Source organism: Cohnella caldifontis (genome assembly GCF_029360585.1).
GTDB lineage: Bacteria > Bacillota > Bacilli > Paenibacillales > Paenibacillaceae > Cohnella > Cohnella caldifontis.
The window spans coordinates 141,742-162,624 of sequence record NZ_JAQZSJ010000008.1 but is presented as its reverse complement, the minus strand read 5'-3'; the positions used below and the strand labels follow the sequence as shown (position 1 = coordinate 162,624).

At 60.1% G+C, this 20,883-nt stretch carries 17 protein-coding genes; 3 read left to right on the top strand and 14 right to left on the bottom strand.

Going from position 1 to position 20,883, the window contains the following annotated elements:
• Nucleotides 1–12: 12 nt before the first annotated feature.
• The 10 genes from PTZ19_RS13630 to PTZ19_RS13585 form a co-directional block, all read right to left on the bottom strand.
• Entirely contained in the window at nucleotides 13–1,572 is a 1,560-nt protein-coding gene (locus PTZ19_RS13630; RefSeq protein WP_276355316.1) for a glycoside hydrolase family 3 protein, read from the bottom strand.
• 17 nt (nucleotides 1,573–1,589) lie between these two features.
• Nucleotides 1,590–2,729: an exo-beta-N-acetylmuramidase NamZ family protein gene (locus PTZ19_RS13625; RefSeq protein WP_276355445.1), complete on the bottom strand. Its 1,140-nt coding sequence runs from the start codon at nucleotides 2,727–2,729 to the stop codon at nucleotides 1,590–1,592.
• Between the two features lie 623 nt (nucleotides 2,730–3,352).
• Nucleotides 3,353–4,057 (bottom strand): PIG-L deacetylase family protein, encoded by a 705-nt coding sequence (locus PTZ19_RS13620; RefSeq protein ID WP_276355313.1) that lies wholly within the window; start codon nucleotides 4,055–4,057, stop codon nucleotides 3,353–3,355.
• The gene (locus PTZ19_RS13615) at nucleotides 4,054–5,031 is read right to left on the bottom strand and encodes a GNAT family N-acetyltransferase (protein ID WP_276355310.1); all 978 of its coding nucleotides are present in this window, start codon (nucleotides 5,029–5,031) and stop codon (nucleotides 4,054–4,056) included. The genes PTZ19_RS13620 and PTZ19_RS13615 overlap by 4 nt, the downstream gene beginning before the upstream one ends.
• On the bottom strand, nucleotides 5,025–6,257 hold the full coding sequence (locus tag PTZ19_RS13610; protein WP_276355308.1) for an anhydro-N-acetylmuramic acid kinase: 1,233 nt from the start codon (nucleotides 6,255–6,257) through the stop codon (nucleotides 5,025–5,027). Before PTZ19_RS13610 ends, PTZ19_RS13615 begins: the two co-directional genes overlap by 7 nt.
• Nucleotide 6,258: 1 nt before the next feature.
• Entirely contained in the window at nucleotides 6,259–7,119 is an 861-nt protein-coding gene (locus PTZ19_RS13605; RefSeq protein ID WP_276355305.1) for a carbohydrate ABC transporter permease, read from the bottom strand.
• A gap of 21 nt (nucleotides 7,120–7,140) precedes the next feature.
• Nucleotides 7,141–8,043, bottom strand: a complete 903-nt coding sequence (locus tag PTZ19_RS13600; protein WP_276355303.1) for a carbohydrate ABC transporter permease — start codon at nucleotides 8,041–8,043, stop codon at nucleotides 7,141–7,143.
• A gap of 106 nt (nucleotides 8,044–8,149) precedes the next feature.
• Nucleotides 8,150–9,598 carry an ABC transporter substrate-binding protein gene (locus tag PTZ19_RS13595; protein WP_276355301.1) on the bottom strand — a complete coding sequence of 483 codons (1,449 nt, stop codon included), beginning with the start codon at nucleotides 9,596–9,598 and terminating at the stop codon, nucleotides 8,150–8,152.
• A 54-nt stretch (nucleotides 9,599–9,652) separates the two neighbouring features.
• A complete protein-coding gene (gene murQ, locus PTZ19_RS13590) occupies nucleotides 9,653–10,567 on the bottom strand; it encodes an N-acetylmuramic acid 6-phosphate etherase (protein ID WP_276355298.1) in 915 nt (304 codons plus the stop codon).
• Between the two features lie 222 nt (nucleotides 10,568–10,789).
• Complete coding sequence (locus PTZ19_RS13585; protein WP_276355294.1) at nucleotides 10,790–11,653, bottom strand: MurR/RpiR family transcriptional regulator; 864 nt, start codon at nucleotides 11,651–11,653, stop codon at nucleotides 10,790–10,792.
• A gap of 244 nt (nucleotides 11,654–11,897) precedes the next feature.
• On the opposite strand from PTZ19_RS13585, the gene PTZ19_RS13580 reads away from it, so the two are divergent.
• A complete protein-coding gene (locus PTZ19_RS13580; protein WP_276355292.1) occupies nucleotides 11,898–13,190 on the top strand; it encodes a 6-phospho-beta-glucosidase in 1,293 nt (430 codons plus the stop codon).
• Entirely contained in the window at nucleotides 13,187–14,194 is a 1,008-nt protein-coding gene (locus PTZ19_RS13575; protein ID WP_276355290.1) for an N-acetylglucosamine kinase, read from the top strand. Before PTZ19_RS13580 ends, PTZ19_RS13575 begins: the two co-directional genes overlap by 4 nt.
• A gap of 516 nt (nucleotides 14,195–14,710) precedes the next feature.
• Here the strand turns inward: PTZ19_RS13575 and PTZ19_RS13570 are convergent.
• Nucleotides 14,711–15,976: an MFS transporter gene (locus PTZ19_RS13570; protein ID WP_276355287.1), complete on the bottom strand. Its 1,266-nt coding sequence runs from the start codon at nucleotides 15,974–15,976 to the stop codon at nucleotides 14,711–14,713.
• Nucleotides 15,973–16,602 (bottom strand): TetR/AcrR family transcriptional regulator, encoded by a 630-nt coding sequence (locus PTZ19_RS13565; RefSeq protein ID WP_276355285.1) that lies wholly within the window; start codon nucleotides 16,600–16,602, stop codon nucleotides 15,973–15,975. The genes PTZ19_RS13570 and PTZ19_RS13565 overlap by 4 nt, the downstream gene beginning before the upstream one ends.
• 165 nt (nucleotides 16,603–16,767) lie before the next feature.
• Here PTZ19_RS13565 and PTZ19_RS13560 point away from each other — a divergent pair, with 165 nt between their 5' ends.
• Complete coding sequence (locus PTZ19_RS13560; RefSeq protein ID WP_276355443.1) at nucleotides 16,768–17,640, top strand: aldose epimerase family protein; 873 nt, start codon at nucleotides 16,768–16,770, stop codon at nucleotides 17,638–17,640.
• Between the two features lie 6 nt (nucleotides 17,641–17,646).
• On the opposite strand, the gene fdhD is transcribed toward PTZ19_RS13560, so the two are convergent.
• A complete protein-coding gene (gene fdhD / locus PTZ19_RS13555) occupies nucleotides 17,647–18,426 on the bottom strand; it encodes a formate dehydrogenase accessory sulfurtransferase FdhD (RefSeq protein ID WP_276355283.1) in 780 nt (259 codons plus the stop codon).
• Between the two features lie 39 nt (nucleotides 18,427–18,465).
• On the bottom strand, nucleotides 18,466–20,820 hold the full coding sequence (locus tag PTZ19_RS13550; RefSeq protein ID WP_276355281.1) for an FdhF/YdeP family oxidoreductase: 2,355 nt from the start codon (nucleotides 20,818–20,820) through the stop codon (nucleotides 18,466–18,468).
• Nucleotides 20,821–20,883: the final 63 nt, after the last annotated feature.

Sequence of the window (20,883 nt, the reverse complement as noted above, 5' to 3'; positions counted from 1 at the left end):
CTCCTCACGTCCTTATCCCAAATGCGACAAAGGAATTTTGCCGGTCGGCACCGCTTCTCCACTTAGAATCCGCACGAGAGAACCGACGGCCAACGTCGTATATTCGAATGCGGCGAGCGCGTTGATCTTTTCATCCAATCGTCCAAGATCATAAGGCTTGCCCAGCGCGACGGCCGTGACCCGATGCCCGTCCGCCGCCAGGCGGTTCGCCAGCTCCAGCTGTCCCGGGTGATCCACTCCATTATACAATCCGACGACGATTCTGGGGTATTCCCGCAGATCGGCCAATACGCTGTCGATCTCCTCCGCGTCGGGATCCGCGCCGATCAGCCGATGAGCCGTTTCGAAAGCGAAGCCCATCGCTTCCGGGAAATTGAACCCCGGCTTCACGCGGTTGGAAGCCAAATCCGCCCGGAACGGGCCGCATCCAATGAACGCCGTTCCCGAATCCCGCGGCGCGATCGCCTCCACGTTCCCGCGAATTAAGCAAACGCTCTCCAAGCTGATCTGCTCGGCGGTTCGCCGGTGGGCGTCGCTTCCCGCCAGCGGGAGATCGTTCCGCTCCACATTGGCGTATTTGCGCTTGTAGAACAACACCTTTTCCACCGCTTCGTCCAGCACGGCTTCCGGCAGTTCGCCGGATCGCACCGCGCGCTCCACCGTTTCGACTGTTTCCTTGACCAGCGAAGCCGTATGGCTGATGAACACCAGATGCACGCCGGCTTTCAGGGCGCCGAGCGCTCCTTGCGCCGTGCCGTAATATTGGCGAATCGCATCCATTTCGAGACAATCGGATACGACGAGGCCGCCAAATCCGAGCTTGCGCTTGAGCAGATCCGTCAGGATCGCGCGCGACATCGTGCCCGGCACCCCGTCCTTCTCGATCGCCGGGAAAAGAATGTGCGAGCTCATCACCGCTTCCGCTCCTCCGGCAATCGCCCGGCGGAACGGCTTCAGTTCCAGCTCCTCCAATTGTTCCAGCGTCTTCTCGATGACCGGCAAGCCCAGATGGGAGTCCACCGCCGTATCCCCATGGCCCGGAAAATGCTTCACCGCCGCGAGTACGCCGCCGTCCTGCAGCCCCCTCAGCATTTGGAGGCCGAACGTTTCCACCGTCTCCGCGGTGTCGCCGTAAGAACGGACATTGATCACCGGGTTGTCCGGATTGTTGTTGATGTCCAGCACCGGGGCCAAATTGAAATTGATGCCGAACGACAGCAGCTCCCGTGCCGTGATCCGACCGGCCGCATAGGCGAGCTCCGGGCGCCCTGTGGCGGCGATCGCCATCGCGCCCGGTATGTTCACGGAGTCGGAAGGCAGGCGGGTCACCCTTCCGCCTTCCTGATCGATCGACAGGAACGCCGGATGGCCCGTTCCTTCCGCGATCAGGCGCTGCAGCTCATCGCACAGCCCGCGAAGCTGGTCTGCGCTCTCCACGTTGTGGGAGAACAAAATGATATTCCCGATTTTATAATCCGCGATCAGCTCCCGCAGCTCGTCCGTGACGCGGGGCTCCGGAAATCCGGTGACGATCAGCTGGCCGATTTTTTCTCTTAAGGTCATTGTACTCATCGATTTCGCCTTCTCCGTTAATAGAGGTGATAAGACCGCTTGCGCTCTTCGAACGCCCGGCTTTCTTGCCGGAATTGCTCCAGCGCGGCCGGAAGATCGAACGCCTCGTCCCGGTAAAGCCGGTCGCCGCAGAGCAGGTCGATGAACGGCCGCGAGCCTTCCTTGATCGGGGGCAGGAACGCGAACTCCGGGAACATCCGCCGGATCGTATCCAGCAGCGTAACGCCCGTCTCGAGCGGCTTAAGCTCGCGGACGTCCGTCACGTACAGCTGCACGCCACCGCAGCGCTCGCCTTGATGCTTCGAGGCCGTCGGTTTGAAATAGACCGGCCGGAACCGGACGCCGGGCAGCTGCCTGCGGTTCATGGCGTCCGCCAGCTTCTCCGGCTCGATATACGGAGCGCCGATCATTTCGAACGGGAACGTCGTGCCCCGGCCTTCCGACAAGTTGGTGCCTTCGAACAGGCAGGTCCCGGGATACAGGAGCGCCGTCTCGAAACGCGGGATCCCCATGGAAGGATGCACCCACGTCCGCCCGGTGTCCGGGAACAGCATGCCGCGCTCCCACCCTGCACAGCGGACCACGTGCAGCTCGGCGTTCCAGCCCATTTCGCCGTTCGCCATCGCGGCCACTTCCCCGGCCGTCAGTCCGTAGCGCACCGCCAGCGGGTAATTTCCGACGAAGGAGAGGTACCCCGGCTTCAGCACGTTGCCTTCCACCGTCACGCCGTCCAGCGGATCGACCCGGTCGAGCACGACGAACGGCTTGCCGGCTTTCGCGCAATCCTCGAGCGCGTACAGCATCGTATAAATGAACGTATAATACCGCGTGCCTACGTCCTGGATGTCGTACACGACCATGTCGACCTGGTCGAGCATCTCGGGCGTCAGCCGTTTGGAGTCTTTGCGGTACAGGCTGTAGACCGGAACGCCCGTGATCGGGTCCACGTAAGCGTCGACGAGGCCGCCTGCGTCCTGATCCCCCCGCACCCCGTGCTCGGGCGAGAACATGGCGGCAAGATGGAACCGCTCGTGCAGGATTTCGATGGTGGAGACGAAGTCGTGCGTCAGTCCCGTCGGGGACGTGATCAGGCCCAGCCGCTTGCCTTTCAGCAAATGGGCATAAGGCTCCAGGTTGTCGATGCCGTTGCGGACCATGACCATTTCGATTGCGGCCTCCTTGGGCGGTAGAGGTTCTGGAATTCTTTTCAGACGTTGTATCTTCCGATTCTAGTGAGTTCCTATCCGGCATCGGACAGAAATGCCGTACGGCGTGCGGAACGCGATCGGCGTGCGTACGCGGTCAGTGTACGGAACGCGATCAACGTGCCGAACCTGATTCGGTGTGCGGTACGCAGTCGGCGTGATTCCGATTTATTGCTTTCGCGCAATAAATCGGAGGCGCCTGCTTCAAACACCCCGTTTTTATTGCTTTCGCGCAATAAATCGGGGCAAATTCTTCACGTCGCCGGCTCATATCGGGGATTTATTGCTCTAGCGCAATAAATAGCCGTTCATCCGACGCGCGGCTGAGCTTTTATTGCCGAAAAGCAATAACTCGAACGCGACACCGACGCAGGGTCGACGCGGCACCGACACGGCACCGACACGGCACCAACGCCGCACAGGCGCGGCAAGCGCCGTTCGGGCACCACGCAGGAACGAGAAAAGCGTCTCGCGTTCGTCACCTGAGCAAAAACCGGCAGAAGAAGCCCCCCTCTGAATAAAAAGGCTGTCCGCAGCAGCGCTCACCCGCCTTGGGACAGCCTCGTGGAACCGGCTTACAGCTCGGACTGGCGGAGCCGCATCGTTTCCTCCGGAATCATGAAGGTTTCGGCGTACTGTTTCCGCGCCTCGATGCCGCGAACCCGCGCCAAGTGTTTATAGTACTCCAGGTACGGGAACGACTTGCTTCCCGTGACGAACCAGTGCTGCGACACCGCCTTCACCCACAGGTCGTAAGCCTCCTGGGAGAAGTCCACGTATACGTACGGCTTGTAGTCCACCGCGTCTTCCCAGTTTTCCGCGTAGTACAGCTTGGACGCGAAATGGGCGGGCAGCTCGCGCTGGAACGAAGCCAACCCCGCGTAAAATCGGGCGTCGTTCACGATCCGGTGCGTCGTCATGTGGTCCTTGTGCATGCTGTTCTTGAAATGGGTGATGATGACGTTCGGCTTCACGCGGCGGATCACGTCGCACACCCGCAGGCGCATGTCCGTATTGTCTTCCAGCTCCCCGTCGGGAATATCGAACACGATCGCTTCCCCGCCCAGCATGCCGGCGAACGCTTCCGCCTCACGGACCTTCTGCTTGCGGTAGTCTTCCATGTCCTGGCCGGCGGGTACGCCCCGCTCCCCCGCGGTCAGCGCCAGCGTGACGATGCGGTCGCCCTTCAACGAATGGCTAGCCAGCACGCCGCCGGCCGTGAGCTCCATGTCGCCGACATGGCCTCCGATGCCCAAGATGGTCAATTTCCCTTCGCTCATCCTTCAAGCTCCTTCCTCATGATGGCAAATTCCCGGACGGTCCGGAAACCGGCTTTTTCGTAGATGCGCTTGGCCGGATTCGATTTGCCGGTGTATAGCGACATGTAATCCGTCCCGATGTCCCGGAACGCTTCGCAAAGCTTGAAAAACAGCAAGGTCCCCAGTCCGTGCCCCTCGTGCTCCGGATGAACGCCGATGCCGGCGAAATACCCGCGTCCGTTCTCCTGGCGGATGACCGGACCGGCAAAACCGGCGGCCACCCCCCGGCAAGCGGCCAGAACGACCGGCACCCCGTCCCGGAGACACTGCGGGATCTCCTTGGACCACAAAGGATTGTTCAACTTCTCCAGCATGTCCGGCACGCCGTGGACGGAGTCCGGGTCGAGCACCCCTACGGCGTAACCGTCGGCCAACGCCGACGCTTCCTTCGTCCGGATTTCCTCCGGGATGGCAAAGCCCGCCAGCGGCAAATACATCGCCTCTTCCCGGGTGCGTTCGGCATATCCCCGGCTGAGCAGGAATGGATACAGCGCGCCGTCGACCGGCAGGCCGGGCGCGTTGTTATGCTCGTGCTTCGGCGTGTCCGGGATATACCAGGGCAGCATCATCGGGTTGAAAAACAGCACGTCGGCCTGTTTCTTGCCGAGCGCCCGGAAGCGCTTTTCCAACGCGTCCAGCATCGTCCCGAAATGGACATCCGAACGGATCTCCTCCGCCAGCATGATGCAGGTGATGTACCCCGCGGCGTCCCCCAGCGGCAGATCGTCTCCCGTGCATCCGCACGCGAAGCCTTTGACGCTTCCGCCGTCCAGCAGAACGAACGTATTCTCCGGATCGAAATAACGATTGGTACGGAAAATCTCGCCAAAGCTCCGGTCGGTCAGCTCCTTGTACCCCTCGCGAACCGCTTCCGCGTTCCACAATGCGATCACGTCTTGCGTAAACCGGTCGTCCCAAACCGAGAGCGTCAGCATCGTTCTCCCCCTCTCTCGCCAATCGTTGCCGAATACGAGATTTTCCCCAAAACCGCGGCCCGCGCCGCGCCCGTCGCGGAGGGAAGATTGTTCGGCACGCCGGCCATCGCGCAATCGGCCAGCAAGGCGAACGCGACCGCCTCCTTGGCGTCGCTGTTGCCCCCCGCTTCCTCCTGGGTCAGCACGCGGACGCCTCTTGCGCCCATCTCTTCCTTCAGCGCTTCCATCAGCACCGGGTTGTAGCTTCCGCCTCCGCCGACCAGCATCGCGTCCGCCGGATGGCGGGCGCGAACGAACCGGTCGTACGCATCCGCGATCGACCAGGCGGTGAGCCGGGTGACGGTCGCGACCAAATCCTCCGGCAACAGCCCGTGCTCCTCCCGATACCGCATCAGTTCGTCCACGTAGGCGGAGCCGAACCGCTCCCGGCCCGTCGACTTGGGCAGCGGAAGCGCATAATATTCCTCTTGTTGCAGCCGCCGGAGCAAGCCGGCGTCCACCCGGCCTTGACGGGCGATCGCCCCGCCGGCGTCCATCGACTGCCGCCCGTTCGTCAACCGGGACACGACTCCGTCGATGAGCATATTGCCCGGCCCGGTGTCGAACGCGTACACCTCGTCCGGCCCGCAGCCCGCGGGTAGCACGGTCACGTTGCCGATGCCGCCGATGTTCTGCAGCAGCAGCGTCCGGTCCGGCTCCCGATAGAGCAGGTATTCCGTAAACGGAACGAGCGGCGCGCCCTGTCCGCCGACCGCCATGTCGGCGGGGCGGAAGTCGGACACGCAGGGAATGCCCGTCCGCGCCGCGATCACCGAGCCTTCGCCGATCTGCACGGTATAGCCTTCATCCGGGGCGTGATAGATCGTCTGGCCGTGGGATCCGATGAACGCGATATCCGCAGGCGTCAATCCCGCCTTCGCGGTGACGGACAGCGCCGCATCCGCGTAAAGCCCGCCCAGCGCCATGTTCATCCGTCCAACCCGATCGACCGTCGCGTATGCCGGATCGAACAGCGCGAAAATCTCCTTGCGCACGTCCGCCGGAAAAGGCGTGTTCTCGAACGCGACCAACCGAACCTGAACCTGCCGGCCCGGATCGCCCGCGATTTCGACGAGCGCGGCGTCGATCCCGTCGACCGAGGTGCCGGACATCAGCCCGACGGCATAACGGCTGCCGCGCTGAGCCGTTTCATTCGCCGAACCCACGTCTAGACCCGCGCCGCCCATGTCAACCCTTCACCGCGCCGACGGTGACGCCTTCCAGGAAGTAACGCTGCAGGCTGAAGAACAGGATGAACATCGGCAGCGCCGAGATCGTCGCCCCGGCCATCATCGGCGCGAGATAGGTCGTATTGGCGAACCGGAAGTTCTTCAAGCCGACCTGAATCGTCTGCATGTCCATCGTATTCGTGACCAGCAGCGGCCAGAAGAACGTGTTCCAGCTGTCCATGAACGTCAGGATCGCCATGACGGCGAGCACGGTTTTCGAAAGCGGAAGGATGATCCTCCAATAAATTTGCCATGGATTGCAGCCTTCGACTTTGGCGCTCTCCAGAATTTCCGTCGGGATGGAACCCATGAACTGCTTGGCGAGAAAGATGTTGTACACCGTCACCAAGCTGGGCATGATCAGGGCCGTGTACGTATTTTGCAAATGGAAAACGTTCACGACCAGGATATACAGCGGCACCTGCGTGACCTGATAAGGAATCATCATCGCGCAGAGCAAAACCGTGAACAACACGGAGCGTCCTTTGAACCGAAGCTTGGAGAACGCGAATCCGGCCGCGCTCGCGAAGAGCACGTTGGTGATCATGATGGAGCCCGCGACGATCAGCGAGTTGAGTATCCACCGGTACGAATATTCGCTGTAGTCGAAGAAAAATTTGAAAGACGCGAGCGTGATCTTGCTCGGCCACAGCTGATAGCTGACCGCCCCCGCCTCGACGGGATCCCCGAACGAGGAGATCACCATGAAGTAAATCGGAAACAACGTGGCGAGAGCGAACAAGACCAATAAGACGATGATGGCCGTATTGCGGACGTTCCGTGCCGCAGGACGGCGGGTATGATTGCTGTACAATGCCATGTTTGCCGTATCCCCCTCTCCTTAATATTCCACGTCTTTGCCCAGGAATTTGAACTGGAATAAGGAGATCACGGCGATGATAAGCGCCAGGATCAAAGATTGGGCAGCCGCTTTGCCGAATTCGAAATATTTGAACGCGTTGTCGAAGATGAGCAGGCCGACCATCGTGGTCGCGTGGTCCGGACCGCCGCCCGTCATCAGGTACGCGTTCTGGAACACCTGGAAGGAACCGATCACGCTCGTCACGAGCAGGAACAGCGTTGTCGGCTTAAGGCTCGGAACGACGATGTGCCACAGCTTCTGCAGAAAACCCGCGCCGTCTAGATCCGCGGCCTCGTAATAGCTCTCGTCGATGCCGAGCAGCGCCGCCAAGTAGATGATGATGGCCGCGCCATGGCTCGAAAGCCAAGCCATGATGACCAGGGAGAGCATCGAATAGGTGGTCGTCCCCAGCCAGTTCTGGTTATGCGCGCCGAACAAGCCGATCAGCTTGTTGAAAATCCCTTCCGGCATCGGATCGTAAATCCACAGCCAGACGACCGATAAGGCAACGCCGGAAGCGACGACCGGCAAATAATAAATCGCCTTGAACGCCGTCTGCATCCATTTCTTGAGCGGGAGAATCAGGATCGCCACCGAAAACGAGAGGAACAGCGCGACGGGAACGGTCAGAACCGTATACACGACGGTGTTGCGAATCGATTTCCAGAACAGTTCGCTGTGGAACGTGGAGACGTAGTTGTCGAAGCCGATGAACGTGGAACCGAGCGGTTTGTAATCCTGAAAACTGATGATAAACGCGCTGACGACCGGATAGGCCGTAAACAAAGCGTATACGACCAGAGCGACGGCGATGAATAAGTATCCCCAAGCTCCGTCGTCCTGCAACCTGCGCTTCTTGATTTTAGCTGCCTGCTGAGCCATCCTGCCGGCCTCCTTTCCCCGACGCATCGCGATCCCATAAAGATTTTCGGATAGCCGGCCACGGAGAACCGGCTATCCGATTTTCAGATGCTATCGTCTTTCCGCTTTAGTCTTGTACGATTCCGTCTTCGCCGAAGGCTTCGATTGCGGCCTTCTTAACTGCATCATACATCTCTTCGGGTTTGATTTCATTGGCAAGTAATGCTTGCATTTTCGGCACGATGACTTCGTTCTCGATCTTGATCGCTTTGGCGCCGAGGTCGACCGGGATATCCGGACGGGCCGGGGCCGCATGGGAGAGCATCGTTTCGACGGCTGCCACGTTGTCCGGGTTGCGGTTCACCGTCATGCTCTTCGCTGCTTCGCGGGCGGTCTTCGTGATATGGGCCGCGAACAGGTCGTTGTTCGTCGTAGCCGCGACTTTGCCGCTGGCCAGGAAATATGCGGCTTTGACGACGTTGGCTTTATGCTCGGCCGTCGGCTCTTTCTTGCCGCGGAACGTGACGTAGCCGTCGACGACGGTGCTCGATACCGGCGGTTGACCTGCGAAAGACGGAACCGGAAGCACGATATAGTCGACTTTGATGCTGTCTTTCACCGCGCTGCCGTCGTTCGCGTCGATTTTCGCGTTGTTCTTGTTGGCGGAATTTTCGAAGGTCGCCAAGCCTTTGCCGGTGATCATCGTCTGGCCGGTCAAGAACATGTTCCAGCGTTTGCCGGCGTCGACGGAGCTCAGCTCTTTCGGCATGGAGCCGTCGTCGATCATTTGGCGTACGTCTTTCAGCACTTCCAAGTAGTTCTTGCTGGTGTAGGCGTATTTCAGGTCTTTCGTGAAGGCGGCCGGCATGCCCGCGCTTTTCACCAGGATGCCCAGGTAATCTTTGGCCGCGACGCCGGAGGTCGCGAATACGAAGCCGTAACGCTTCGTCGTGTCGCCTTCCTTCACGACGCCTTTCTTGATCGCCTCGCGGAACTCGTCATACGTCCAGCCGTCTTTTTGGACCTTCTTCCAGTCGATGCCCGCTTCTTCAAGAAACTGCTTGTTGCCGCCAAGGGCGTGGACTTCCATGTAGGCCGGGAAACCGTATAGGCCGTTGCCGTTCTTCATATATTCCAGCGGAGCCGAATCGTAGTCGGAGATCATGTCCGGCGTGGCGGTGTCGGTGATGTCCATCAGCATGCCTTGCTGCGCGTACTTGGAAATGCCGTCGGATCCGATGAAGGCGATGTCGGGCGGGCTGCCCGCGTTCACTTGCGTATCCAGCTTCTGCGTCATGTCTTCCCAGCTGGCCGGTTCGATCTTCAGCGTCAAGTTCGGATACAGGGCGTTGAAGTCTTTTTCCATTTGCGCGAAATTGTCTTGGTACGTCGGCGAAACCGGCGGCAGAAGCGCCGTGATGGTGTCTTTCGCGCCCGTCGCCGCCGAACTGGAAGGCGCGGAGCCGGACGGAGACGCCGCGCCGGAGTCGTCGTTCTTCGACGAGCACGCGGCGAGCGAGGAGACGGACAAAGTTAAAGCCAACACGACGGATCCGATGCGCAATTGCTTTTTCATGGTGATCCTCCCTTATAAATGATGAACTTTTTGTATAAGCAGCGCGCTACCCGGTCAACCGACTTTCGAGTATGCGCGGATTGCCGCTTTGAGATTGCCTCCGCTGCGGTCGAGCGCCGCTTGAGCCTCCGGAGCGGGAAGTCCGGTTTCGATCATCATGATCGCAAGCTTGCAATTCATGGAAGCCTTCTCCAGTACCGCCTTCGCGCTTTCGGCGTCGATGCCGGTCGCGATTTGCAGGATCCGGATCGTGCGGTCCTCCAGCTTCTGGTTGCTGGCTTTCAAATCCACCATCAGGTTATTGTACACTTTGCCGAGCTTCACCATCGTGGCGGTCGACAGCATGTTCAGAACCAGCTTTTGCGCGGTGCCCGCCTTCAGTCTCGTGGAACCCATGATCACCTCGGGTCCGACGACGGGGGCGATGCAGATGTCGCAGACGGCTTCCAGCTTGGATCGTTTATTATTGACCACGCCGATCGTCGCCGCGCCGATTTCCCTTGCTTTCTGGAGCGCCGCGATGACGAAAGCCGCGCTGCCGCTGGCCGAGATGCCGATAACGGCGTCGTCCGCCGTCACGCCGCACCGCTCGATAAGCGCCATCCCCTCCTCCGCGTTGTCTTCGAATCCTTCGACGGCCGTCCTAAGCGCGGTATCGCCGCCGGCGATGTGCCCTTGCACCAGATCGGGATCTACTCCGAAGGTCGGCGGGCATTCCGAAGCATCCAGCACGCCCAATCTTCCGGACGTCCCCGCGCCGACATAGAACATTCGCCCGCCGTTTTTGAGCGTACGGTACAGAAGTTCAACCGCTTTCACGATTTGCGGAATTTCTTCCGCCACCGCAGCCGGGACCTTGGCGTCCTCTTGGCTTAGCAGCCGCAGCATCTGCTCCGTCGAACATTCGTCGATCGCCAGGGTATCCGGGTTCGTCTGCTCCGTCGTCAGCCCCGCAAGGTATTCGTTCATATCCATTCTCCTACCCTGTTTGTTGTCGATCATTCCTTTGGCTTGATGATCTTTTCTCTATAACCTTGCCGTGTTGCTTGAGACCATCTTAAGGTCTGATGACGTCTTACGTCAATAGATTTTGAAATTATTTTTCAGTATAAAACTTATAACTGATGTAATATTTCAGAAAACGCTACAAAAAAACGCCGCTTGAAAGCGGCGCCATAGCCGTGACAGCGCTTATTTCCGGTGCTTTCCGGCCAGAATGTTGTGGGTTTTCGACAAATATTTTTTCACCTTCTGATACTCCGCGCTGGCCACTCCGGCAAACAGAATGTCGATGACCGTCAGCATGGCGATGCGCGAGCCCATGGCCCCGCTGCGCATCGTGATTTCGGGCGTGGAAATGCTGAGCACGATATTCGATTTATCCGCCAGCTCGCTCTTGTTATACTTGGTTAAGGCGATCGTCGTGGCTCCGTTCTTCCGGGCGATCTCCAGCGTGTCCAGAATTTCCACGGTATCGCCGGAATTCGACACGAAGAACGCCACGTCGCCTTTGCCGAGCAGCGTCGCGGCCGTCAGCTGGCTGTGGCCGTCGGTGTAGGCGTGGCACATCTTGTTAATGCGCGAAAATTTCTGCTCCCCGTCCATGCAGACGAGCCCGGAGGCGCCGATTCCGAAAAATACGATGCGGGTACTCTCGCGAAGCACCTTCACCGCGCGGGCGATTTCGTTCCAGTTGATGACGCTCAGCGTGTCTTCGATCGATTTAATATTATTGCGGGATATGTTGGCGATGATGACCGAAAGATCGTCCCCCGGCTGGATGTCGGTATACTGATCCTTCTGGTCTTCATCCATGGAGCCGAGCGAAGCCGAAATGCTGACGATGAAGCTGCGGTAGCCGCTGTATCCCATCGTCTTGCAGAAGCGGAGCACCGAGGCGTCGCTCGTCTTGCTGAGTTGGGCCAGGCTTTTGATGGAGAGGTGGGGGATCTCCTCGGTGTTGGCGAGAATGTATTCGGCCACCATTTTTTCGACCGGCGTCAGGCTGTCTTTCATCTCTCGGATCTTGATCAGGATATTGTCGTGAATCGCCATCGCATCTCCCTACTCGCCCTGTTGGATTCTAGCTAAATAGTAAGCTTGCCGTCGACAAATTACAAGAAAAACCAACGGAAGAAGAATCACGCAAAGCTTTAATTAAAAATTTTATTTCGAAATAATTATATCACATTGAAATTTAATTTCTATATTTTATTGTGGCATTTTCTGTCGGCATGCTATAATCATACGTAACAAGGTTCGATTTTTATATGCGATGCATCGAAAGGAAGGGAACCCGTTGAAAATCGCCATTATCGGATCCGGAAGCACGTATACGCCGGAGTTGATCGAAGGAATCATCAAACGGAAAGACGTCCTGCCCATCCGCGAACTCGTCCTAATGGACATCGACCAGCGGAAGCTCGATATCGTCGGCAGCTTGTGCGAGCGGATGATTGGGGCCGCCGGCATGTCCTGCCGCGTCATTCGGACGATGGATCAGGACGAGGCGCTGAAAGGCGCTGATTTCGTGCTCGCGCAAATCCGCGTCGGCAAGCTGCCGGCCCGGGTGCTGGACGAGAAAATCCCGCTCAAATACGGCCTGATCGGCCAGGAAACGTGCGGAATCGGCGGCTTCTTCAAGGCAATGCGGACGATTCCCGTCATGCTGCGGATCGCCCGCCGCATGGAAGAGCTTTGTCCGGACGCGTGGCTGATCAACTTCTCGAATCCCGCAGGCATCATCACGGAGGCCGTCCTAAACCACACGAAAATCAAAATGCTCGGCCTCTGCAACGTGCCTTTCAATATGTTCAAGAGCATCCGCGAGAAGCTGGAGCTGCCCCGCGCCAATTTCACCTATGTCGGCCTTAACCATCTCAGCTGGATTACTTCGATCGAGCAGGACGGCAAAGATTACGTGCGCGACGCGCTGGAAATGGGCCTGAACAGCGAAGCAATGAAAAACATCCCGTCCAGCGGCTTCAGCAAGGAAGTCGTCCGGATGGCGGGCGCCATTCCTTCCTCCTATTTGGAATATTACTATTTCCATGAGAAGAAGCTGAAGCTCCTGCAGGAAAGCGAAATGTCCCGCGGCGAGAAATGCATGCAGATCGAAGAGGATCTGCTCCAGATTTACTCGGATTCGGAGCTTCATACGAAGCCCGAGCTGCTCTCCTCCCGCGGCGGCGCCAACTATTCCGAGGTGGCGATCAGCCTGGTGGACGCCATCTATAACGACAAGCAGGAATTCCATGTCGTCAATCTGCTGAACCAAGGCGCTCTGCCGTTCATGGAAGATCGCGACGCCGTGGAAGTCGGCGCCGTCATCGGCAAGGACGGCGCGAAGCCGGTGCAGATCCGGGATTTCGACAACCGCCACATCATCGATTATATGCGCATGGTGAAAGCCTACGAGCGCGAGACCGTCGCCGCCGCCGTTACGGGAAGCGAGGACGCCGCCATGCGCGCGCTGCTGATGAACCCGCTCGTCGGCGATTACGACGCGGCCCGCGCCTGCTTCGACGAGCTGAAGGAAGCCCACAAGGAATACCTGCCCCAATTCTACGGAGAACTTCAAACCCGGGCATGAGCGCCTCTTATGTCATTGGCGTAGACGGCGGCAACAGCAAGACCGATTATTTCCTCTTTGACGTCCAGGGAAATTTCGTGGATCACGTCCGGGACGGCACGTGCAGCCACGAGCAGTTCCGCGACGCCTACGACAGCACCTATCGGATCATGAACGAGCAGATCGGGCAGCTGCTCGCGCGGAGCGGCCTGACGTTGGACGACGTCTCGGCCGGCGCTTTCGGATTGGCGGGCGCGGACCTTCCTTCGCAGAAGGAACGGCTGAACGAAGTGATCGAACGGATCGGGTTCCGCCGCTACGCTATGGACAACGATTCGTTCCTGGGCATCAAGGCGGGGAGCGAGCGGGGCTTCGGCATTTGTTCGATCAACGGATCGGGGACCTCGACGGGCGGCATCTCCCCTTCCGGCCGCCGGCTTCTGGTCGGAGGTCTGGGCAGCGAGCTGTCCGGCGACGAAGCCGGCGGTTATTTCCTGGCCCGGAAGGTGCTGCGCGCGGTGTACGATTCCTTCTACCGCATGGGGCCCGTAACCCGGATGGCCGAGCCGGCCATGCGGCTGCTGGGGGTTGCCGGGAAAGAGCGCTTCATGGAGCAGGCCGTGAGCCGGATGCTGGGGCGCGCGCTTCCGAATACCGAGCTGATGCGGATCCTGTTCGCGGCGGCCGACGAGGGCGATGCCGCCGCGCACGGCATCGTGGACAACACGGCACGGCAGCTCGCTTGCTCCGCGGTCGGCTGTTTGGAGAACCTGGATTTCGACGGCGTGGAGGAAGTGGACGTCATCCTGGCCGGATCGGTCTGGGTGAAGGCGGAAAGCCCGCTGATGTTCGAGTTGTTCCGGCAGCACTTCGTCAGCCTGACGGACCGCCGGTGCCGGTACATCCTGCTGGACGTACCGCCCGCCACGGGCGCGGTCCTCTGGGCGCTGGAGCTGGCAGGCGGACAGCCAGTTGACGCGGAGACGCGCCGGAAAGTGATCGAGAACGTGAAAGCGCGGATGTGAAGCGTCGCGATTCAGGGTAACGCAAAGAAGCGGCTCCTTCGGTTCGGCTAGAACCGGCAGGAGCCGCTTTCTTCTTTCTCCTTCTCTTTCTCCACCTGTTTCTCCATCTGTTTCGATGTCTGTTTCGACATCTGCTTCCCCGTCTGTTTATCCTTCTGTTTCTCCGTCTGCTTCTCCGTCTGCTTCTCCGTCTGCTTCTCCGTCTGTTTTTCCGTCTGCTTCTCCGTCTGTTTCCCCGTCTGCCCGCACCCATCCGCATCCGCAAGTCGCGTTCCCCGTAAAATTCCGACGGTCTTACGCGATACATGGGCTAGCTCGCCGTTTTATTTGTTGAGATAAGAAACTTTCTTCCTCAATTCCACCGTTATCGCCGGGTTTGTGGTCGAGTTAAGAAACAACCTTACTTAACTCATGCATAAATACGGGTTTTCCGCTGAGTTAAGAAACTTTCTTCTTTATCTCCATTACTTCCGCTGGGCGCGTGGGTGAGTTAAGAAACTTTCTTTCTTAACCGCCCTACGTGGCCGTCTCCTGCCGCCCCAGAGCGGCGGCGTGCCTGCGCTGATAACGCGGCAGCGTGAACAGATAGAACGCGAACGCCGCCGCCAGAATGACCGAAATCGAGACGTAGATCGCCTCCAGCGACAAGGCGCCTGGGTACAACATGGCGATCAGGCCGAGCGCGACGGACTGGCCGAGCATGAGCAGCGGATCGTTCCAGGCGCTGACCCGGCCCATCTGGCGGGCGTCCACCAAGGCGGGGAGCCAGCCGCCGATCGCGATGTTGAGCGGGGCCAGCAAAGCCCCGATGACCAGCACGACGGACAGGTACACCCAAGGTTGATCTTCCTCGATCAAAGCCACGCTTGCCAGACCGGTCCCCAGCAGGGATGCGATGATGACCCGATAAGGCTGGAACCGATTCACGAGCGCGGGGCCGATCATGCTTCCGATCAAGAATCCTATCCCTAGAAAAACGGCGAACATCGAGGAAAAGAACGCATAGCGGTCCGGCGCCAGCTTGTATTTCATCGTGTACAGCGGCAGCACGGCGAATCCGCCGTTCAGCAGCCCGAACAGCAAGAACCCGCCGAGCAGCGCCGTCAACAAGCGGAATCCCCGGATATACCGCAGCCCTTCCGCGAACTCGCCCGCCATGGACGTCCACCGGATGGACCGCCAGGAGGCGCGGCCGTTCGGCAGCGCGATACCCGCCGGAATCGGGCAAGACCGAACGAGCAGCGCCACCGCGATTAAGCAGATCCCGTCGAGCGCGACGGCGCCGGAGATGCCGAATCCATGGTACATCAACGCGCCGAGGGAGACGCCGAACATCATGAACACGCCCATGACGGTCTGGTTCAAGCCCGATGCCGCGACGTATTGCTCGGGAGCCAGGATCCCCTGCAGCAGGGCCGTCTCCGCCGGCGCATAGAACTTCGATACCGCGCTGCGCAGGAACAAAACCGCGAAGGCGGCCGGGAGCCATCCTCCGTTCAACGCTAGCAGCAGCAGAACGGTCAATCCGACGCGGATCCAGGCGGAATACTCCGCGATGCGCCGCCGGTCGAACCGGTCCGCGGCCACGCCGACGACCCAGAATACGAGCAAGGTCGGCAGCGAATACATCAATTCCGCCAAGGAAGCGTAACCCGGCTGGGCGGCATACCGATCCAACAGATAGAAGGCGAAAGCCGTATTGCCGACGATCGTCCCCAGTTGGGACGCGATCGTAGCCAGAAACAGCCCCACGAAAGTACGGTTGCCAAAGACGCTTTTCATGGCTGCTCCTCCTTGTCTTGAACCCCGAGCAAATGCCTGAGCGCTGCGAGCATGCCTTCGGTCTGCCCCCGGGTATCCGTCCGCCGGTCGCCGAACTGGATGGCGTGGATCTGCATGCCGTCGTGAAACGAGAAAAGCATCCGGGCAATCGTCTCCAAAGAAACCCGCGGTTGAAATTCCCCCCGTCTCGCGCCCTCCTCCAAGAGACGGACGACCGCCGAGACGTTCTGGTCGTATCTGCTTTCCATCAACGTTTCGTAGGTTCGCTTCCTCCAGGCCGTAATGAAAAATTCGTAAAAGACCGGAGCCATGCCCGCGGCACCCTTCGTTACTCCCCCCGCCAAATGGCGCATCAGCTGCTCGATCGTCTCCCATACGGGCCGATCCGGACGCGCCAGCTTCGGCATGCCGGCAACCTCTTCGTCCGTCTCGCCGATCAAGTCCAGCATCATTCGCTCCGTGCTCCCGTAATACAGATACACGCCGCCGCGGCTCATCCCGCTTTCCTCCACGACGTCCTTCATCGTCGCAGCCTGGTAGCCCAGCCGCGTGAACACCCGAACCGCCGCCGCCAGAATCTGCTTCCTTCTCGCTTCCTTATGTTCGTCCGCCACCTTGGGAGACATCAAGGCACCCTCCATTCAGCCGTAAATCAAAAAAATAATAACGACACTGATGTCGTTATTATAAGCGACACGTGTGTCGCTGTAAATGGCTTTTTCGCCGCAGGTTGCTATAATGAGGAAAAGCTACATAAAGACCCTTAAATGCAGGAGGAATCCGCTTTGAACGTGTTGAACCCGTACGAAATTTCCCGCGTCACGGATCAGTATCCCCTGATCGACTTGATCGACCATGCGACGAACTCCCGGGTTCGCATCTGTCCGGAGAGAGGCGGCATCGTCATCGGTGCCGAACTCGGCGGTCGGCAGCTTCTGTATCTCGATCCGGACACGTTTTACGACCCCGAAGCCAACATCCGCGGCGGAATCCCCGTGCTGTTTCCCATCTGCGGGCAGCTCCGCGGCGGCGAATACGAATGGGAAGGCCGGACCTATAAAATGAAAAACCACGGCGTCGCGCGCAACCGCCCCTGGACCGAAGCCGCAACGGGCGCGGACGGCTCCGCCTGGGTCCAATTGACGCTGCGCAGCACCCCCGACACGCTGGCCTCCTATCCGTTCGAGTTCGAGCTTCGGTTCACTTACCGCCTCCGCGAAGGAGCGCTGACGATCGAACAGGAGTATCGGAACTTGTCCGACCGCCCCATGCCGATGGTCGCCGGCTTCCACCCCTACTTCGCGACGGAAGGCAAGAACCTGCCGTACGTCACGGACGCGCAGCGTTATCTCGACTATAACGACGGCGCCGTCAAACCTTTCGAGGGCACGCTCGATTTGACCGGGATGAAGGAATCCGCGGCTCTGCTGGACGCGGCCCGGCCCGAAATCGCGTTCCCGCTGTCGACCGAGGCGATGGTAAAAATGACGTACGGCGAGGAGTTCCGCTACGTCGTGCTTTGGTCGGTGGAAGGCAAGCCGTTCGTCTGCGTGGAGCCTTGGACGGCGCTGAACGAAGCGCTGAACGACAAAAAAGGCCTCCTCCAGGTCCAACCTGGGGAGACCTTCCGTGCCGAGCTCCGGATCGCCTGCGAAGAAGCCTGAGCCTGGCTATTCCGTCAAAATCCGCTGGGAATGCGTGTACACGTTCATGGCGTCCCCGCGGATAAATCCGGCGCAGGTGAGTCCCAAATCCTCCGCCAGCTGAAGTGCCAGATCGGTCGGCGCCGACTTGGAGAGCAGGATCGGGCAGCCGATTTTGGCCGCCTTCAGCACGACCTCGGAGGACAGCCGGCCGCTGAAGGCGATAACGCGGCGTTTCGCGTCGACGCGGTTGCGGATGCAATGCCCGAACAGCTTGTCGAGCGCGTTATGCCGCCCGATGTCCGTCCGCGCCTCCACGAGCCCGGACTCGTCGCACAGCGCGGCATTATGCACGCCGCCCGTGGAGCGGAATTCCGCCGAGCCCGCCTGCAGCTGCTCCATGAAGGCGAAGCAGCGGTCCGCCGGCAGGCGGATGCCGCCCGTCACCGTCTTCGCCGTCCTCGCGTCGTTGTGGAAGTAAAATTGCCGGCTCTTGCCGCAGCAGGAGCCGATCAGCCGTTTCGAATAGAAATCTTTGCCCGTCGACTGCGGACGCACCAGCTCCGCATAAGCGAAGCCTCTTTCCTCGTCGATCGACAACGCCTTGATGTCCTCCATCCTGCGGATCACGCCTTCGGAGGCGAGGAATCCGACGACGAGATCCGTCAAGTCGGACGGAGAGCACACCAGCGTGGCGAATTCTTCCCCGTCCAGCCGAATCGTGAGCGGGTACTCCGCCGCGATTTCATCCTCCTTCTCCACGCGCTCCGCGCCGGCGATCCGGATCGTGCGCCATGTCGTGCTCATCGGCCGTTCCCCCCTCTCCATTGTGTGAATCCATCCCCGTCACCCGGGCAGGTCAACTTCCAGCTCCTCGACTCGGCGCTCTACGTAGCGCGTGTCCTTCAGAGCGTGGTAAGTCTCCGCCTTCTCCACGATGACCGCCGCGTTGTATTCCGGGATCCCCGCATGGGACTCGTAGACCCCTTTCGGGAACAGCATGTTGCCCTCCGGCCAATAAAGCTCGATATTGCCGGGCGCGACCGCTTCCCGTTTGGCCCGGCCATGGAACACGCCGTGCCGGTTGTACGCGACGACCGCGTCCCCGTCCCGCAAACCGAGCGCGGCCGCGTCCTCCGGACTGATCAGGACGTCGAAGCGGCCAGCCCCGTTAAAGGGATCGGTCTCTCCGTACACCATGGAATTGAATTGCTTGCCCCGCCGGGTCGTGGCATAGAAATGCCCCTCCGGCTTGCGCAGCTCCGGCAGCTCGATCGGCAGCAGCCGTCCCCGGCCGTCGGGCGTCGGGCACACCCCGCCTTCGCAGAGCCAGGCGCCTCCCCATTGGAACACGTCCCCTTGCTGCTTCAGATGCTGAATGCCGTCGTAATTCGGCGCCGCGCGCGCAATCTCCGCCCGGATCGCCGCGGCGTCCCGGAACCGGACCGCTTCGCTGCCCTCCGGCTTCACCCTGGCCGCCAGTTCTCCGTAAATCGCCCATTCCGGGCGAGCCTCCGCGATGCGCGGTCCTTTGATTTCCGGCGAGAAATAAACCATCCGCTCCGTCGAAGTGGACGTGCCGCCGCCAGGTTGCTCGTACCGCGTCATGGCGGGCAGCACCCACACCTCATCCCTCGCGTCCGCCAGCGTTGAGGTGTTGAGCACGATGTCCTGGTGCACGCGGACCTCCACGTTTTCCAGGCAGCTCCGCACGAAATCCGGATCCGGCATCGTCTCGAGGAAATTGCCTCCCGACGTATAGAACACCTTCAGCTTGCGCTCATGATCGTCCGGCAGCAAGGCATTTTCCAGCGATACGCCGACGATGTCCCCCTGCCATTTCGGAAGCTCGAAGCCCCACAGCCGTTCGATCCGGGCGATGTCCTTCTCCGCGAATTCCCCGCCCGGCAGGCTGAACGGATCCGCCCCCATCTCCCCGGAGCCCTGGACGCCGCTATGGCCGCGGATCGGCATGACGCCGCAATGCTCCCGGCCGATAAAACCCCGCAGCAGCGCCAGGTTCGCCACCTGCGAAATGTTGTCCGTCCCGAACCGATGCTGCGTCAGCCCCATGCTCCAGACGAACACGCCGGAGCGGGAACGGGCTAGCAGCTCCGCGAACTCCCGCATCCGTTCCCGGCTGAGGCCCGAGGAATGCTCGAGCGCCTCCCAGTCGAGCCGCGTGACGAAAGCCTTCAGCTCCTTGAAGCCGTTCGCGTGCTCGCGGACGAAGGCATGGTCGATCGCCGAACCTGGTGACACCTCCTCCATTTCGAACCACGTTTTCATAACCCCGTTCATGAACGCGATATCGCCGCCGATGTTCACCTGATAGAAATCGTCCGCCAGCTTGGTGCCGAACAACGCGGATTCGGGGATCGACGGAATCCAATACCCTTCCATGGCCGGTTCGCGGTACGGGTTGATGACGATGATCTTCGTTCCTTCGCGTTTGGCGGCGTACATGTATTTGGTCGACACCGGCTGGTTGTTCGCGGCCACGCTGCCCCAGAACACCAGCACGTCCGTGCCGATCCAGTCCTTGTAATTGCAGCTGGAAGCCCCGATGCCCAGAGACCGCTTCAGCGCCGTCTTGGACGGGGAATGGCAGATCCGCGAGGCGTTGTCGATGTTGTTCGTGCCGATGAATCGGGCCGCCTTGGCCGCGGCGTAGTAGGATTCGTTGGTGATGCCCCGCGCCGTCAAATAAAAGGCCAGCTGCTTCGGGTCGATCCCGCGGATTTTCGCCGCGATGCGGTCCAGCGCTTCCTCCCAGCTTGCCCGGCGGAACGACCGCTCCCCCTTGGCGCGGACGAGCGGATACGGAATGCGCCCGAGATCCCGCAGTTCCGTGCTGTTCCGCTTGCGCAACTCGTCGATGTCGGCATGCAGGATATCGGGCTTGATCGCCGGCATCGTGTTCAGCCGGAGAACGTTCAATCTCGTCGTGCACAGGTGCGGCCCGTCCAGCGTCCGGTCCCGCAGCCCGGCCACGCCCAGCGCGCAGCCGTCGCAGACCCCCTGGGTGAGAATCCGGTAGGCATACGGCAGGCTGTCCCGGTTTTTCCAGGCGACCTTGATCGTATCGCGGATATGCTTCGGCTTGACCTTGCCCAAGCCGAACGGAATTTTGCTGACCCACAGCTTCGGATCCGGCCGTCCGGGCAGCTTGATCGGGCCGGAATGTTTCGTCGCTCCCATTGTGTCTCTGCTTCCTCCCATCGATAAACCATCCGATATCGAATGCCAAAAAAACCGCGAGAC

Excerpts from the sequence above, each read along its gene's own strand:
- PTZ19_RS13630 (WP_276355316.1), bottom strand. The coding sequence starts at position 1,572 with ATGAGTACAATGACCTTAAGAGAAAAAATCGGCCAGCTGATCGTCACC.
- PTZ19_RS13625 (WP_276355445.1), bottom strand. The coding sequence starts at position 2,729 with ATGGTCCGCAACGGCATCGACAACCTGGAGCCTTATGCCCATTTGCTG.
- PTZ19_RS13620 (WP_276355313.1), bottom strand. The coding sequence starts at position 4,057 with ATGAGCGAAGGGAAATTGACCATCTTGGGCATCGGAGGCCATGTCGGC.
- PTZ19_RS13615 (WP_276355310.1), bottom strand. The coding sequence starts at position 5,031 with ATGCTGACGCTCTCGGTTTGGGACGACCGGTTTACGCAAGACGTGATC.
- PTZ19_RS13610 (WP_276355308.1), bottom strand. The coding sequence starts at position 6,257 with ATGGGCGGCGCGGGTCTAGACGTGGGTTCGGCGAATGAAACGGCTCAG.
- PTZ19_RS13605 (WP_276355305.1), bottom strand. The coding sequence starts at position 7,119 with ATGGCATTGTACAGCAATCATACCCGCCGTCCTGCGGCACGGAACGTC.
- PTZ19_RS13600 (WP_276355303.1), bottom strand. The coding sequence starts at position 8,043 with ATGGCTCAGCAGGCAGCTAAAATCAAGAAGCGCAGGTTGCAGGACGAC.
- PTZ19_RS13595 (WP_276355301.1), bottom strand. The coding sequence starts at position 9,598 with ATGAAAAAGCAATTGCGCATCGGATCCGTCGTGTTGGCTTTAACTTTG.
- murQ (WP_276355298.1), bottom strand. The coding sequence starts at position 10,567 with ATGAACGAATACCTTGCGGGGCTGACGACGGAGCAGACGAACCCGGAT.
- PTZ19_RS13585 (WP_276355294.1), bottom strand. The coding sequence starts at position 11,653 with ATGGCGATTCACGACAATATCCTGATCAAGATCCGAGAGATGAAAGAC.
- PTZ19_RS13575 (WP_276355290.1), top strand. The coding sequence starts at position 13,187 with ATGAGCGCCTCTTATGTCATTGGCGTAGACGGCGGCAACAGCAAGACC.
- PTZ19_RS13570 (WP_276355287.1), bottom strand. The coding sequence starts at position 15,976 with ATGAAAAGCGTCTTTGGCAACCGTACTTTCGTGGGGCTGTTTCTGGCT.
- PTZ19_RS13565 (WP_276355285.1), bottom strand. The coding sequence starts at position 16,602 with ATGTCTCCCAAGGTGGCGGACGAACATAAGGAAGCGAGAAGGAAGCAG.
- fdhD (WP_276355283.1), bottom strand. The coding sequence starts at position 18,426 with ATGAGCACGACATGGCGCACGATCCGGATCGCCGGCGCGGAGCGCGTG.
- PTZ19_RS13550 (WP_276355281.1), bottom strand. The coding sequence starts at position 20,820 with ATGGGAGCGACGAAACATTCCGGCCCGATCAAGCTGCCCGGACGGCCG.